This window comes from Streptomyces canarius, assembly GCF_014650735.1.
Lineage (GTDB): Bacteria > Actinomycetota > Actinomycetes > Streptomycetales > Streptomycetaceae > Streptomyces > Streptomyces olivaceoviridis.
On record NZ_BMVN01000004.1, the window covers coordinates 195,587 to 209,205 of the forward strand.

Annotated in this window: 15 protein-coding genes; 9 read left to right on the forward strand and 6 right to left on the reverse strand. The window is 72.3% G+C overall.

Going from position 1 to position 13,619, the window contains the following annotated elements:
* Position 1: 1 nt before the first annotated feature.
* Entirely contained in the window at positions 2 to 880 is an 879-nt protein-coding gene (locus IE294_RS07840; RefSeq protein WP_189883736.1) for an MHYT domain-containing protein, read from the reverse strand.
* A gap of 279 nt (positions 881 to 1,159) precedes the next feature.
* On the opposite strand from IE294_RS07840, the gene IE294_RS07845 reads away from it, so the two are divergent.
* Together IE294_RS07845 and IE294_RS07850 are read left to right on the forward strand one after the other, a co-directional pair.
* Positions 1,160 to 2,032 (forward strand): glycerophosphodiester phosphodiesterase, encoded by an 873-nt coding sequence (locus IE294_RS07845; protein ID WP_189883738.1) that lies wholly within the window; start codon positions 1,160 to 1,162, stop codon positions 2,030 to 2,032.
* Positions 2,033 to 2,073: 41 nt separating this feature from the next.
* Positions 2,074 to 2,628 carry a methylated-DNA--[protein]-cysteine S-methyltransferase gene (locus IE294_RS07850; RefSeq protein ID WP_189815527.1) on the forward strand — a complete coding sequence of 185 codons (555 nt, stop codon included), beginning with the start codon at positions 2,074 to 2,076 and terminating at the stop codon, positions 2,626 to 2,628.
* 16 nt (positions 2,629 to 2,644) lie between these two features.
* Here the strand turns inward: IE294_RS07850 and IE294_RS07855 are convergent, their stop codons facing one another.
* Entirely contained in the window at positions 2,645 to 3,076 is a 432-nt protein-coding gene (locus tag IE294_RS07855) for a VOC family protein (protein WP_189883740.1), read from the reverse strand.
* A gap of 100 nt (positions 3,077 to 3,176) precedes the next feature.
* Between IE294_RS07855 and IE294_RS07860 the strand changes: the two genes are divergently transcribed.
* Both IE294_RS07860 and IE294_RS07865 read left to right on the forward strand, forming a co-directional pair.
* Positions 3,177 to 4,085 (forward strand): pseudouridine-5'-phosphate glycosidase, encoded by a 909-nt coding sequence (locus IE294_RS07860; protein ID WP_189883742.1) that lies wholly within the window; start codon positions 3,177 to 3,179, stop codon positions 4,083 to 4,085.
* Positions 4,070 to 5,005, forward strand: coding sequence for a carbohydrate kinase family protein (locus tag IE294_RS07865; RefSeq protein ID WP_373315788.1), 936 nt, complete (start codon positions 4,070 to 4,072; stop codon positions 5,003 to 5,005). The genes IE294_RS07860 and IE294_RS07865 overlap by 16 nt, the downstream gene beginning before the upstream one ends.
* Before the next feature lie 213 nt (positions 5,006 to 5,218).
* Here IE294_RS07865 and IE294_RS07870 read toward each other — a convergent pair whose 3' ends face one another.
* The gene (locus tag IE294_RS07870; protein WP_189883743.1) at positions 5,219 to 6,013 is read right to left on the reverse strand and encodes a methyltransferase; all 795 of its coding nucleotides are present in this window, start codon (positions 6,011 to 6,013) and stop codon (positions 5,219 to 5,221) included.
* A gap of 176 nt (positions 6,014 to 6,189) precedes the next feature.
* Between IE294_RS07870 and IE294_RS07875 the strand changes: the two genes are divergently transcribed.
* Positions 6,190 to 7,317 (forward strand): magnesium and cobalt transport protein CorA, encoded by a 1,128-nt coding sequence (locus tag IE294_RS07875; protein WP_189883744.1) that lies wholly within the window; start codon positions 6,190 to 6,192, stop codon positions 7,315 to 7,317.
* A gap of 407 nt (positions 7,318 to 7,724) precedes the next feature.
* Here the strand turns inward: IE294_RS07875 and IE294_RS07880 are convergent, their stop codons facing one another.
* Both IE294_RS07880 and IE294_RS07885 read right to left on the reverse strand, forming a co-directional pair.
* Positions 7,725 to 8,357 (reverse strand): nucleoside/nucleotide kinase family protein, encoded by a 633-nt coding sequence (locus IE294_RS07880; RefSeq protein WP_189883745.1) that lies wholly within the window; start codon positions 8,355 to 8,357, stop codon positions 7,725 to 7,727.
* Between the two features lie 50 nt (positions 8,358 to 8,407).
* Complete coding sequence (locus IE294_RS07885; protein ID WP_229917053.1) at positions 8,408 to 8,800, reverse strand: winged helix-turn-helix transcriptional regulator; 393 nt, start codon at positions 8,798 to 8,800, stop codon at positions 8,408 to 8,410.
* A gap of 98 nt (positions 8,801 to 8,898) precedes the next feature.
* Here IE294_RS07885 and IE294_RS07890 point away from each other — a divergent pair, with 98 nt between their 5' ends.
* The 4 genes from IE294_RS07890 to IE294_RS07905 all read left to right on the forward strand — a co-directional run bounded on the left by IE294_RS07890 (position 8,899) and on the right by IE294_RS07905 (position 12,976).
* Positions 8,899 to 9,591 carry an NAD(P)-dependent oxidoreductase gene (locus tag IE294_RS07890; protein ID WP_189883746.1) on the forward strand — a complete coding sequence of 231 codons (693 nt, stop codon included), beginning with the start codon at positions 8,899 to 8,901 and terminating at the stop codon, positions 9,589 to 9,591.
* A gap of 136 nt (positions 9,592 to 9,727) precedes the next feature.
* Positions 9,728 to 10,426, forward strand: coding sequence for a DUF2293 domain-containing protein (locus IE294_RS07895; RefSeq protein ID WP_189883747.1), 699 nt, complete (start codon positions 9,728 to 9,730; stop codon positions 10,424 to 10,426).
* A 427-nt stretch (positions 10,427 to 10,853) separates the two neighbouring features.
* Positions 10,854 to 11,333 carry an anthrone oxygenase family protein gene (locus IE294_RS07900; RefSeq protein ID WP_189884090.1) on the forward strand — a complete coding sequence of 160 codons (480 nt, stop codon included), beginning with the start codon at positions 10,854 to 10,856 and terminating at the stop codon, positions 11,331 to 11,333.
* A gap of 155 nt (positions 11,334 to 11,488) precedes the next feature.
* Complete coding sequence (locus IE294_RS07905) at positions 11,489 to 12,976, forward strand: glutamate synthase subunit beta (protein ID WP_189883748.1); 1,488 nt, start codon at positions 11,489 to 11,491, stop codon at positions 12,974 to 12,976.
* 58 nt (positions 12,977 to 13,034) lie between these two features.
* Here IE294_RS07905 and IE294_RS07910 read toward each other — a convergent pair whose 3' ends face one another.
* A complete protein-coding gene (locus tag IE294_RS07910) occupies positions 13,035 to 13,574 on the reverse strand; it encodes a carboxymuconolactone decarboxylase family protein (RefSeq protein WP_189883750.1) in 540 nt (179 codons plus the stop codon).
* Positions 13,575 to 13,619: the final 45 nt, after the last annotated feature.

Below are 13,619 nucleotides of genomic sequence, written 5' to 3' on the forward strand. Positions count from 1 at the left end.
ATCAGCGGTTCTGCGGGGTGCGGGAGGCGTGGTGCTCGGTTCGGCGCGCGGGCCGGCGCCCGTCGTGATCGGTGGGGCGGCGTTCGGTGTGGGAGGCGACGGCGGTGGCCGGGACGCCCGGTTTCCGCTCGACGGGCCGCCAGTCGGGGCGGCCCATGACCATCAGCGGGTCGAAGATCACGACGGCGCCCGCGAGGAGCAGGAAGGCGAGCGGGCCGATCAGCATGGGCGCCAGCACGGACGCGGCGGGCACGCCCCCGGGGGTGTGGGAGGGGCCGTCGAGGTGGACGCTCAGCGCGGCCATGCCGGTGTAGTGCATACCGCTGACCGCGAGCCCCATGACGAGGCTCGCGCCGATGCTCCACAGGAAGCCCCGCACCTGTCCGGCGGCCCACAGGGCGGTGGTGGCGGCCACGACCGCTATGACGACGGAGGCGGCGACGGTGAACGTGTTGTAGGTGAACCGTCCGTGGAAGCGGACGCCCGCCATACCGAGGTAGTGCATCGAGGCGACGCCCAGACCGGTGATCGTGCCGCCGGTGAACAGCGGGATGCCGGTGGCGCCCTGGTAGCCGACGATGAAGATCCCGACGCCGACCATGACGATGGCGAGGCCGAGGCTCGCATAGGTGATCGGCTTGTCGTAGTGGAGCGGTGCCTCTTTGATGCTGAAGCCCATCATGGCGACGAAGTGCATGGTCCAGATGCCGGAGCCGATCGCCGCCGAGCCGAGGGCCAGCCAGGCGGGCCGCCGTGCGTGCGTGACCAGCAGGGATCGTGTGGTGCAGCGCAGGCCGAGCGCGCCACCGAGGCACGCCATCAGGTAGGCCACCAATGGGGTGACGGCCCCGTAACTGAATCCGTCGACCGTGCCTTGCATCCGCGGCTGCCCTTCCCGCCTTCTTCTGTCCCGGAAAAACCCGAATACGTCCCCGTCCCAGGACCGCGCGGGCGGTCAGGGGTGTCGCAGAGAGTATGACCCCCACCGGAAGGGTCGAACGATTTTCCGGCAAAGAAACACGGCCTTGCCGCAGTTGTGCGGCACCGGTGTGCGGACTTGGACAACTCCAGTCAATGTGTGGCCGCCGTGCGCCGAGTGGCGTTGACTCGATGCTGTCAGTCTGTTGCTGTCCGTATCCGCTCGATGCGAGGAGTACGCATGCACGCGCGCGTAGTCGCCGCCCCGGTCGCCGCGGCCCTGGGGGCGGTGATCTCCCTGCTGAGCCCCACGTCCGACGCCCGGGCGGGCGAGCACGGCATGCCCATGGTGATCGCCCACCGGGGCGCCTCCACCTACGCACCCGAGAACACGCTGGCCGCCGTCGACAAGGCCGCCGAACTGGGCTTCTCCTGGGTCGAGAACGACGTCCAGCGCACCAAGGACGGCGAGCTGGTCGTCCTGCACGACGACACCTTGCAGCGCACCACCGACGTCGAGGAGGTCTTCCCCGACCGGGCGCCGTGGAAGGTTCGGGACTTCACCGCCGCCGAGATCGCCCGGTTGGACGCAGGCAGCTGGTTCTCCCCCGCGTACGCGGGCGCGCGTGTGCCGACGCTGAAGGAGTACATGCGCCGGATCGAACACAATCACGAGAAACTCCTCCTTGAGATCAAGAATCCGGAGCTGTACCCGGGCATCGAGCAGCAGACGCTGAAGCTCCTCGACAACGAGGGCTGGCTGGACGGCGGGCACCTGGGGCGACTGGTCGTGCAGAGCTTCAGCGCCGACAGCGTGCGGACCGTGCACGAGCTGAAGCCGGCGGTCATCACCGGCTACCTCGGCACGCCCACCGTGGCGGAGCTGCACCGGTTCACGCGCTTCACCGACCTGATCAATCCCTCGTACGGGTCACTCTCCCAGGGGTACGTCGCCTCCGTGCACGCCTTGGACGGACCGCACGGCCGGCCGCTGGAACTCTTCGCCTGGACGGTGGACGACGCTGCCACCGCCCGCGAAGTCGCCGGTTACGGGGTCGACGGGATCATCAGCAACAAGCCCGACGTGGTGCGGGCCGCGCTGGGTTCGGACTGAGCCGGGCGGGCGTTGTCAGTGGTGGGTCGTACGGTAGGCGCATGGACAGCCATGGGCAGGATGAGCAGCGGGTCGTGTGGGCCGTCGTCGCGACGGACATCGGCCCGCTGATGCTGGCGGCGACCCGCGACGGCCTGGTCAACGTCGTCTTCCACGCCTCGGACGCGGTGCGCGACCGGGCGCTGGAGCGGCTGGCCGCACGGCTGGGTTCCGAGCCCGTGGAAGATCCGGACTCGCCGCTGCTGGCCGAGGCGATACGCCAGCTGCGGGCCTACTTCGCGGGGCGGCGGCACGACTTCGACCTGCCGCTGGACTGGTCGCTGATCTCCGGTTTCAACCGGCAGGTCCTGCGCGAACTGGCCTCCGGTGTGCCGTACGGCACCGTGGTGGGGTACGGCGATCTGGCGGGCCGGGTCGGCCAGCCCGGCGGGGCGCAGGCGGTCGGCGCGGCGATGGGCGCCAATCCGCTGCCGGTGGTCGTGCCCTGCCACCGGGTGGTGGAGAGCGGTGGCGGCATCGGCGGTTTCGGGGGCGGGCTGGAGACCAAGCGGAAGCTGCTCGCCCTGGAGGGTGTGCTGCCGGAGCCGCTGTTCTGACCGGTCCGGGGCGCGGCTAGTCGTCGTAGTGCCGGGCCTCGAAGATGTTGCCGTCCGGGTCGCGGAAGTAGAAGCTGCGCGTGGCGTCGCCGCGGGCCCCGGACAGGCCGTGGTCGATGCCCGACACGGGGACGCCGTGTTCCTCCAGGCGCGCGCGCAGGGCGTCGAAGGCCTCGGCCGGCAGCGACAGGCAGACGTGGTTGACGGGGTGGCCCGCACTGTCGGCGGAACCGGGCAGCATCCTCATCTGATCGGCGAAGCTGTGCGGGGCGAGGTCGAGGATGGTGTCCTCGTTGACGCGTACGGAGGGGAAGGCCACCTTGCCCTCCGCGTACTCGGCGACCCTGACCGGCGCCAGGCCGACGGCCGTCTCGTAGAAGGCTGCCGCGGCGACCGGGTCGGCCACCCACAGGACGACGTGGTCGAGGCGCGTGGTGTTGTTCCTCATGGGCACCAGGCTGGTGGCCTCCACGACGGGTCACAAGCGTTTATCCGGGGCCGGCGCCCGCCAGAGACTAGGAAGGGACCGACGGACAGGAGGCGGGCACGTGGTGCTGGTGGTGTCGGAAGAAGTCCGGGAGGCGATCGACGCGCGGCGGCCGGTGGTGGCTCTGGAGTCCACGATCATCGCGCACGGCCTGCCTCGTCCGCGCAACATGCAGGTGGCGCTGGAGCTGGAGGAAGCGGTGCGGCGGGAGGGCGCCGTGCCCGCGACCATCGCCGTGCTCGACGGGCGGCCCCGGGTCGGCCTGGACAAGGACCAGCTGGAGCGGGTCGCGAACGAGGACGGCATCCGCAAGCTGGGCCATCGTGACCTGCCGCTCGCCGTGGCGGCGGGGGCGAGCGGCGCGACCACCGTGTCGGCGACGGCGCAGCTGGCCTCCCTCGCGGGGGTACGAGTGTTCGCCACCGGTGGGCTGGGCGGGGTGCACCGGGAGTGGACCGTGACCCAGGACGAGTCGGCCGACCTGGGACTGCTGGCGCGGACCCGGATCACGGTGGTGTGCGCGGGCGTGAAGTCGATCCTGGACGTACCGGCGACACTGCAACGGCTGGAGACACTGGGCGTGGCCGTCGCCGGGTACGGCACGGACCGGTTCCCCGGCTTCTATCTGTCGGACTCGGGGCATCCGGTCGACTGGACGCTGGACACCCCGGAGCAGGTCGCCGCCGTCATGCGCGCCCAGGACGCGCTGGACGCACCGGAGTCGGCGCTGATCGTCGCCCAACCCGTCCCGGAGGCGGAACAGCTCGATCCCGAGCTGCACGCGCGCGTGCTCGCCGACGCGCTGCGCGCCTGCGCGGAACAGGGCGTCACCGGGCAGGCGGTGACTCCGTTCCTGCTGGACCACCTGGTCCGGCACACGGACGGTGCCTCGCTGAGCGCCAACCTGGCGGCGGTGCGCGGCAACGTCCGGCTCGCGGCGCGGATCGCCACGGCGTGGGCCAGGGAGTGACCGCGGCCCGCAGCGGCGCGCTGTTGGTCGTCGGCGACGTGGTCACGGACGTCGTCGCCCGGCATCGGGGGCCGCTCGCGGCCGGCACCGACACGGCCGCCGTGATCCGGAGGCTGCCGGGCGGCGCGGGCGCCAATGTGGCCTGCTGGGCCGCCCACACGGGCTGCGCAAACGTACGGCTGCTGGGGCGGGTGGGCGCCGACGCCGCCGCGTGGCACGAGCGCGAGCTGGCCGCGGCCGGGGTGCGGCCCCGGCTCGTGGTGGACCGGGAGGCGGCGACCGGGACCGTGATCTGCCTCGTCGACACGGGTGCGGCGGCCGAGCGGACGTTCCTGACGGACAGCGGGGCATCCCTGCGGCTCGGCCCCGCCGACTGGTCGGACGCACTGCTCGACGGGGTGGCCCGGCTGCATCTGTCGGGCTATCTGCTGTTCACGGAGTCGAGCCGGGCGCTCGCGGAAATCGCGCTCGCGGCGGCACGCGCGCGTGGTGTGCCGGTCAGCCTGGACCCTGCCTCGGCCGGCTTCCTGGTCGAGCTGGGGGTGGACCGCTTCCTGGCGTTCGCGGAGGCGCTGGACGTGCTGCTGCCCAGCCGGGACGAGGCATGTCTGCTGACGGGGCTGCCGGATCCGGCGGACGCGGCGGCGAAGCTGAGCCGTCTCGTGCCGCTGGTGGTGGCCAAGGCGGGTGCGGACGGGGCGCTCGTGGCCCGTTCCGGCGCCGCGCCGGCCCGGGTTCCGGCCGTGCCGGCGGAGCCCCGGGACACCACGGGCGCGGGTGACGCCTTCACCGGCGCGTTCCTGGCCGCCCTGCTCGCTGGCGTGGCCCCGGAGGAAGCGGCGGCACGGGGTTGCCGGGCGGGTGCGGAGGCGGTGGGACGGGTGGGCGGCAGACCGCCGCTTCCGGGCGACGGGGGTTAGGCGGACGGGGACGTGCCGGCCGCTTCCGCCGGCTGTCAGGGGCTCGCGAACGGTGGGCCGCCTTCGCCAGGTATCGGGGGGCTTGCGAACAGTGGCCGGCCGGTCATGCCCTCTGCCGGACATCGGGGCCCTGCCGGCGGCTACTCCGGCAGGCGCGTAGAACCGCCGGACGCTGAAACGGTCCGGCAGCCCCGAGTGCCCCTCTGCCGCCGGCTACCCCTTGCGTCCCCACGCCGAGATCATCGGCGCGGTGGTCAGGTCCATCGTGCCGGTCTCCACGTTGGCCAGGTGCTGGTCGATCTCCGCGTCGGTGGCCAGGCCGGCGGCGACGAGCCGGGCACGGATCTGGCGGACCGTCGCGGTCTCCAGGGCGGTGCAGGCGGGCGAGGCCACGGGGAAGTACGCGTCGGCCTCCACGTCGTGGAGTCCGGCCTCGCGGAGCAGGCGTGGGAGTTTGCGGCCGTAGGACAGGTCGGCACCGCGGTCGGCGAGCAGCTCGCGGAAGCCTTGGCGCAGCCGGTTGGCGAGTCGCTGCTCGGGGCCGTACTCGTCGGGGCAGGTCAGGGGCTGGAGGGCGGGGTCGGCGTCCTCGATCAGCAGGCGTCCGCCGGGCCGCAGGGATTTGATCATGTTCCGCAGGGCCCGTTCCCGGTCGGGTACGTGCACGAGGACGAGCCGGGCGTGGACCAGGTCGAAGCCCTCGCCCGGCGGCTCCTCGGCGCCCACGTCGTGGACGCGGATCTCCACCGGCGGGCGGGCCGCGGCGGTGAGCCGGGAGGTGTCGATGTCGGTGGCGACGACCTGACCGGCCGGCCCCACCTTCTCGGCGAGCCAGGACGCGACGGAGGGGCCGCCGGCTCCCACTTCCCAGCAGCGCCAGCCGGGGCCGATGCCGAGTCCTTCGAGGTGCCGGAAGGTCGTGGGGTCGAAGAGGGCGGTGAAGGCGTCGAAGCGTTCGCCCGCCTCGTTCTGCCGGTTGTCCAGGAGGTATCCGTCGGAGCGCGCCATGCTCCGATCATCCCAGTCAGCCGGCCCGTCCGGCTCGGTCGCCCCTTTGTCCACAGGCGGGAACAAAGCGGAACTCCCTGTTCCCACAGGCTTGCCCGGACTTCGCCGAGGACTGGCAGACTTGCCGGGCAAGGCGCGAAAGCGTCAGGCGAGGAGATCCACACGAGGAGATCCAGATGTCCATGGCAGGGAATCTGCGGAAGGTCACGGGGCTGGGCAGGGTCGGCGGCCTGCGCAAGGTGGCGCGGTTGGCCCGGCGCCGGCCGCGCGTGGACCTGAGCCATCCCGCCAGGTCGCCGCTGGGCTCGTCGGTGGTGAAGTGCGTGACGTATCAGGACGGCGTGCGCGTGCCCGGGTGCGCCGACCTGGTGGATGCCGTACGGCTAGTACGCAAGACCGGCGAGGGCTTCGTCTGGCTCGGGTTGCACGAGCCGACGGACCGTGAGTTCACCGGCATCGCCGAGCTGTTCGACCTGCATCCGCTGGCGGTGGAGGACGCGGTCGAGGCACACCAGCGGCCGAAGCTGGAGCGCTACGGGGACACGCTCTTCGCGGTGTTCAAGACCGTCTGTTACGTCGAGCACGAGCAGTTGACGGCGACCAGCGAGGTGGTGGACACCGGCGAGATCATGGTGTTCGTCGGCGAGGACTTCGTGATCACGGTGCGGCACGGCCTGCACGGCTCATTGGGGCCGTTGCGCGAGGAGTTGGAGGCGGACCCGCACCAGCTGGCCAAGGGGCCGGCGGCGGTGCTGCACGCGATCGCCGACCACGTGGTCGACGACTATCTCAGCGTCACGGACGCGGTGCAGGCCGACATCGACCAGGTCGAGACGGACGTGTTCTCGGAGAACGGCGCGCGTCTGGACGCGGGCCGCATCTACCAGATGAAGCGCGAACTGCTGGAGCTGAAGCGGGCGGTGGTGCCATTGGGCCGCCCGGTGGAAGACCTGGCGACGCGGCCGATACGGGTCGTCGCGCCGGAGATACAGACCTACTTCCGGGATGTCCTCGACCACTTGATCCGGGCCAAGGAACAGATCGCCGCGTTCGACGAGTTGCTCAACTCCATCCTCCAGGCGCATCTCGCGCAGGTGACGGTGGCGCAGAACGAGGACATGCGGAAGATCACGGCCTGGGCCGCGGTGGTCGCCGTGCCGACGATGGTGTGCGGGGTGTACGGCATGAACTTCGAGCACATGCCGGAGCTGCACTGGCGATTCGGCTACCCACTGATCATGGCCGTGACGGCGGGGGCGTGTCTGGCGGTGTACCGGGGCTTCCGGCGCAACGGCTGGCTCTGAACGGCGAGGTCACGGGGACCGGGGGTCGCAGGTCCGAGCTGCGGACCGGGCTGCGGACGGGGCTGCGGACGGGGCTGCGGACGGGGCTGCGAGGTGCCGGCTCCCGATGGCCACGTGGGAACCCCGGCTGGACCCGGTCAGGGCGTGAAGGTACGGGAGCCGCTTGTCCTCGTCCGGCAGATCTCTGCGACGCCCCGGATCACGGCCGAGTGACAGGGGTTCGCCAGGTCGAAGACGGAGCGGCTGATACCGCGGGTCGCGGCGGAGGTTGCGCACCTTCTGACGGCGGTCGACGGACGAGAAGAACACGTTGTCGCCCTCGCGTTTGACCAGACGACGGAGTTCTGCCGGACGCCGTCGGGCGTGAGGGCGGCTCACCGGACGGATCTGCGGGCGGCGCCTCCGGATCAGCCGCTCCAGGCGGGATGGCGCGGGTCGTCGGCTCGTACCAGGACGTCCGCCGTCCCGGCCGGGTCGGTCTCGGCCTCGTAGCGCTCGAAGGCGGGGAGGGTCCAGTGGTCGGCCTCGGGTGTACGGCGGCGCAAGGCACCCGGGGAGAGGAGGAGGTGCACGGTCAGATCGAAGGGGAACCAGTGACGCAGCAGGAGGGGACCGTGGAGCAACAGGATCCCGCCGGGCGGGAGTTGGACGTAGGGGCTGCGGGTGGCCCGGTCCGTGGCCGGGTCCCACAGGTCGGGCAGGACCCGCCCGCTGCCTCCGGGGTCGAGCGGCCCGAAGACCTCCCGCCACAGGGCACCCGTGTCGAACCATCCGTTGTAGTACGACTCCGCGTCCCGCCGCCCGTGCTCCAGGCGGAGCGAGGCGGGGCGCAGGAAGCCTTCGGTGCCGATCACGAGCGAGGGCCGGCCGCGCACCCGCAGTGCCTCGCCGACACGCGCGGCGAGGTCTCCCGGGCGGGCGGCCGGGGCCCCGTCGAAGCCGACGCGTTGCCAGGCCGTGCCGTCGGCCGGCTCCACACCGGCCAGCCGGTCGGCGAGCCGCTCGGCCAGCCGCTCCCAGGTGATCGCTTCGAGTCGCACAGGCCCATGATGCCGGGTGGCGGACAAGGGCGGCGCGAGTGCCGGCGGCGTCAGACGGGCTGTCCGGCCGCGCGGCGGGCCGCGAGCAGGGCGGGGAGATGGGTTTCGCTCCAGGCGCGGGCGGCGTCGAGAAGGGGGATCAGGGTGCGACCGAGGGGGGTGAGGGCGTACTCGACGCGGGGCGGGTTCTCGTCGTACGCGGTACGGATCACCAGGCCGTCGCGCTCCATGGCGCGCAGGGTCTCGCTGAGGACCTTGGGTGTGACGGCCTTGAGCGGGATCCGCAGTTCGCCGAAGCGGCGTGGCCCGCCCTCAAGACAGCGGATCACCATGCCGGACCACTTGTCGCCGACCCGGAAGGGCATGGCGGACGACGGGCAGCGGGGGTGGAACATGTCGGGATCGAGAGGTGCGGAACGGTCGTGGGCCGTCGCGTCGGTCATCCGTCGAGGGTAGCGCCGATTACGTTGCGGTAACCGGGGGTCCGGTCCCTAACGTCCTGGTCCGATCGCGGGCGACCGCGCAGGACTGGGAGGTTGGGATGAGCGGAATCGTGGTCTTCGGTGCCGGGGGCCGAGCCGGGCGGGCGGTGACGGCCGAGGCGCGTGCGCGTGGGTACGCGGTGACGGCCGTGGTGCGGGATCCGGCGGGGTATCCGGATCTCGGAGCGGAGGGTGTCACGGTCGTACGGGGCGATGTCACCGATCCCCGATCGGTCGCCGGGACCGCTGCGGGCCACACCGGGGCCGTGCACGCCGTCTCGCCGTTCAGCGGGCCGGAGCAGGGGCTCGACACGCTCGACCACGGGTTCTTCGTGAAGGCGGCGGACGCGCTGCTCGACGGACTCGCCGTGGCCGGTGTGGGCCGGCTCGTCGCGGTGGGTCTGGGGGCGAACCTGCTCGGCGCGGGCGGGCGGCCGGTGATGGACGATCCGGGCGCGTTCCCGCCGGAGATCCGGCCGTTCGCGCTGGCGCACACGGCCGGCCTGCACCGGCTGCGGGAGCGCGGGGACGGCCCCGTCGACTGGGTGATGCTGACGCCCGCCGGGCACCTGGAGCACGGCGGTACCCGGACGGGGCGGTACCGCATCGGCGGGGAGCGGCTGCCCGACGACGGTCCTGAGCCATGGCTGTCGTACGCGGATCTCGCGGTGGCGGTGGTCGACGAGATCGAGCGCCCGGTGCGGCACCGTACGCGGGTGTCGGTGTTCAACTTCCGGCAGGAGAGGGGGTAGTTGCGGCGGACGGAAGAAGAGGGAGGAGAACGTACGGGGAGATCCGGGCGGTGACACAGGAGGAGGGTCGGAGCAGGCAACTGGCGGACGGGAAACGGCGTGGGAGGCGTGGGAGGTGACGGGGAAAGTACCGCGTGTGGCGCTTCCCTCGACTCCCCACTCCCCCGGTCGGCTTGTCGTCATCCAGCCGTTGAAGCGCAAGCGGTGTGCCGGTTGCCGGCGCGGTCCGCTGTCGCTGCTGGTGCTGGAGGACGGGGCGCCGCGCTGTCTGGACTGCGCCGACCTCGGCCACCTGGTGTTCCTGCCGCGCGGCGACACGGCCCTGACCCGCAGGTCGCGGGAGGAGAGCACGTTGTCGGTGGTGGTCGTGCGGTTCAACCGGCGCAAGAGCCGCTACGAACGCCAGGGCGTGCTCGTGGAGGAGGCCGCGCTGGCCCGGGCCGAGAACCGCTGTCTGGCGGACGCGGAGGCCCGGCGTCGGCGGCGGGCGCGGGACGCGCGGCGCCGGGCGGCGGAGGACGAACGGTTCGCGGCGGCGTTCGCGGCCGAGATCCTCCGGCTGTTCCCCGGTTGCCCGGCCGAGCGGGCCCGCGCCATCGCGGCCCACGCGTCGGTGCGGGGCAGTGGGCGGGTGGGGCGCAGCGCGGCCGGGCGGGCGCTGACCGAAGGGGCGGTGATCTCGGCGGTCGTGGCGGGCGTACGGCATGGGGACACGGCGTACGACCAGCTCTTGATGAGCGGGGTACCGCGGTATGAGGCGCGGCGCCGGATCGCGGGGACCGTGCAGAGCGTGCTGCGGGCGTGGCAGGGCGTCGGGGAGGAGGGTGTGGGTTGAGAAATGGGGTGGGGGTGAAGGTGGACGAGTGGCCGGCCGGGGCGTGCGCGAGCGAGGACTCGGGGCGTCCGCAGGAACAGGTGCGACCGCAGGCCTCGGCTGGGGCCGGCAAGGTTCCTCGCCAGAGGATGTGCCCCCAAGAGGGGGTGTGCCCAAGAGGGGGGTACCCCCAGCGCCCACCCATGCGGCCCCAGGGCACGCTGCCCGCGACTGCGGGCCGTGGCCGCCCGCGGCTCCGCGGGGTCGGCAGCCGCCGCTCGATCGGCGCCGCCCCCAGCGGCATGGTTGCCGGTTGCCGCGGCTGCGGCGGGGCGTGGGAGCTGTGCGAGCAGCCAGGATGTGGCCGCAGGTACATGGGTGCGGTGGTGCGTGAAGGTGTTGTCAGTGCCGGGCGGTGGTCCGGGTGGGACGGATTGGGGGCGTGGGGATGATCGGCGGGCCGTTCTTCGTGCTGGTCGTGCTGGGCATTCTCGGGACCGGCCTGGTGGCCGGTGTCTTCTGCGGGTTCTCGACCTTCGTGATGCGGGGGCTCGCGGCGCTGCCGCCCGCGCAGGGCGTGGCGGCGATGAACGCGATCAACGTCGCGGCGGTACGGCCGGCCTTCATGACCGTGTTCGCCGGATCGGCGGCGTTGAGCGCGCTGATCGCGGTGGTGACGTTCGTGGTGTGGCCGGAGGAGGGGAAGGTGGAGCTGCTGCTGGGCAGCGCGCTGTACCTGGTCGGCTCGTTCGGGCTGACGATCGTGGCGAACGTGCCCCGCAACGAGCGGCTGGCCCGGCTCACTCCGGGGGCGCCGGAGGCCGCGGTGTACTGGCCGGCGTATGTGCGCGAGTGGACGTTCTGGAACCACGTCCGGACGGTCGCCTCCGCCGCGGCGGCCTTGCTCTACATAGTGGCCCTCACCTGAACCGTCCCCCGGCGGCGCGGCCCCGGGAGAAAGCGCTGTCCGCCACTCTGCGCGGGCGTCGGCGGAGACGTATCGTGGCCGGAAGAGTGCCGCCCGATGACGCACGGCCCTTCGTACACCCGGTGCCTGTGGTGCCCGTACGCGAGGAAGACGCCATGGCCGATCCCAAGGGGTTCATGACCACGCCGCGCCAGGAGTGGCCGCGGCGGCCCGTCGAGCAGCGGGTGCGGGACTGGGACGAGGTGTACGTCCCGGGCGCGCTGCTGCCCATCATCAGCAAGCAGGCCGACCGCTGCATGGACTGCGGCATCCCCTTCTGCCACCAGGCCTGCCCGCTGGGCAACCTCATCCCCGAGTGGAACGACCTGGTCGCGCGGGAGGACTGGCGGTCGGCGAGTGACCGGCTGCACGCCACGAACAACTTCCCGGAGTTCACCGGGCGGCTGTGTCCGGCGCCGTGCGAGGCGGGGTGCGTACTGGCGATCAACCAGCCGGCCGTCACCATCAAGAACGTCGAGTGCGCGATCGCCGACCGGGCGTGGGAGGAGGGCTTCACGCCGCCCCGGCCGCCCGAGCGGCTGTCCGGGAAGACGGTCGCCGTCATCGGCTCCGGGCCCACCGGCCTGGCCGCGGCGCAGCAGCTGACCCGGGCGGGACACACGGTGGCGGTGTACGAGAAGGACGACCGGATCGGCGGGCTGATGCGGTACGGCATCCCCGAGTTCAAGATGGAGAAGCGGCATCTGGAGCGGCGGATCGAGCAGATGCGGGCCGAGGGGACGAAGTTCCGTACGTCGACGGCGGTCGGCCGGGACGTCCCGGCGGCCGAGCTGCGGTCCCGGTACGACGCGGTGGTGATTGCCACGGGCGCGACGGCGTGGCGGGAACTCCCGGTGCCGGGGCGTGCGTTGAACGGGATACACCAGGCGATGGAATACCTGCCGCTGGCCAATCGGGTGTGTGAGGGGGATTTGGAGGCATCGCCGCTGTCGGCCGCCGGCAAGCACGTCGTGATCGTCGGCGGTGGGGACACCGGGGCGGACTGTCTGGGTACCGCGGTGCGCGAGGGGGCCGCGTCCGTGACCCAGCTGGACATCTACGCACAGCCGGGTGCGGAGCGTGACGAGGACGCCGAGCCGTGGCCGACGTACCCGAAGGTCTACCGGCTGTCGGCCGCGCACGAGGAGGCGCGGGAGCTGCGTACGGCACCGGCGGCGGACGCGGACGCGCGGCTGTTCGCGGCGTCCACGCTCCGCTTCACGGGAGACGAGAGGGGGAATGTGCGGTCACTGCATCTGGTGGAGGTGGACGAGCAGCGGCTTGCGGTGCCGGGGACCGGGCGGACGCTCCCCGCCGACCTGGTGCTGCTCGCCCTCGGGTTCTCCGGGCCGGACCAGAAGGACGGTCTGATCGAGCAGTTGGGGCTGGCGTTGCAGCCGCGTGGCACGATCGCCCGGGACGACGGTTTCGCGACCAACGCCCCAGGGGTGTTCGCCGCGGGGGACGCGGCGCGCGGGCAGTCGCTCATCGTGTGGGCGATAGCGGAGGGGCGGGCGGTCGCGGCGGCCGTGGACCACTATCTGACGGGGAGTTCCCGGCTCCCGGCCCCGATCCGGCCCACGGACCGGCCGATGGTGGTCTGATACGTCGTCAGGGAGGCGGACGGCAACGGGTGCGGCCGGGGACCGGTGGCGCCCGTCCTCAGCCGGCGGTGCGTTCGTCCGTGCCCGCGACCTTTCCGGTGGCCAGGGCCACGCGGTTCCACGTGTTGATCGTGAGGATCAGGGAGAGGACGTGGGCCAGTTCCTGGTCCTCGAAGTGGGCGGCGGCCTCGGCGTAGACGGTGTCGGGGACACCGCCGTCGGCGACCAGGGTCACCGCCTCTGTCAGGGCGAGGGCGGCCTGTTCCTTCGGGGTGAAGAAGTGCCGGGCCTCGCGCCAGACGGCGACCATGTGGAGGCGGTCCTCGTTCTCGCCGGCCTTGCGGGCGTCGTTGGTGTGCATGTGCAGGCAGTAGGCGCAGTGGTTGAGATGGGAGGCGCGGATCTGGATCAGTTCGACCAGGGCCGGGTCGAGACCCTGGCGGGCGGCGGCGTCCAAGCCGACGATCGCCCGGAACACCTTCGGGGCGGCCTTCGCGAAGTCCAGGCGGGTGCGGGCGGCCTCGGCCGTGACGATGCCGCCCGGGAGGTCGACGGTGGAGGTGGTGGCGGCGGTCGCGGTGGTCGTGTTCATCGTCATGGCTTCAACCTAGAGGCCGAAAAGACCGACTGTAGGGTGCATTTC

Bases quoted from the DNA above. Each gene is read 5' to 3' on its own strand.
- IE294_RS07840 (WP_189883736.1), bottom strand. From the start codon at position 880: ATGCAAGGCACGGTCGACGGATTCAGTTACGGGGCCGTCACCCCATTG.
- IE294_RS07845 (WP_189883738.1), top strand. From the start codon at position 1,160: ATGCACGCGCGCGTAGTCGCCGCCCCGGTCGCCGCGGCCCTGGGGGCG.
- IE294_RS07850 (WP_189815527.1), top strand. From the start codon at position 2,074: ATGGACAGCCATGGGCAGGATGAGCAGCGGGTCGTGTGGGCCGTCGTC.
- IE294_RS07855 (WP_189883740.1), bottom strand. From the start codon at position 3,076: ATGAGGAACAACACCACGCGCCTCGACCACGTCGTCCTGTGGGTGGCC.
- IE294_RS07870 (WP_189883743.1), bottom strand. From the start codon at position 6,013: ATGGCGCGCTCCGACGGATACCTCCTGGACAACCGGCAGAACGAGGCG.
- IE294_RS07875 (WP_189883744.1), top strand. From the start codon at position 6,190: ATGTCCATGGCAGGGAATCTGCGGAAGGTCACGGGGCTGGGCAGGGTC.
- IE294_RS07885 (WP_229917053.1), bottom strand. From the start codon at position 8,800: ATGACCGACGCGACGGCCCACGACCGTTCCGCACCTCTCGATCCCGAC.
- IE294_RS07890 (WP_189883746.1), top strand. From the start codon at position 8,899: ATGAGCGGAATCGTGGTCTTCGGTGCCGGGGGCCGAGCCGGGCGGGCG.
- IE294_RS07900 (WP_189884090.1), top strand. From the start codon at position 10,854: ATGATCGGCGGGCCGTTCTTCGTGCTGGTCGTGCTGGGCATTCTCGGG.
- IE294_RS07905 (WP_189883748.1), top strand. From the start codon at position 11,489: ATGGCCGATCCCAAGGGGTTCATGACCACGCCGCGCCAGGAGTGGCCG.
- IE294_RS07910 (WP_189883750.1), bottom strand. From the start codon at position 13,574: ATGACGATGAACACGACCACCGCGACCGCCGCCACCACCTCCACCGTC.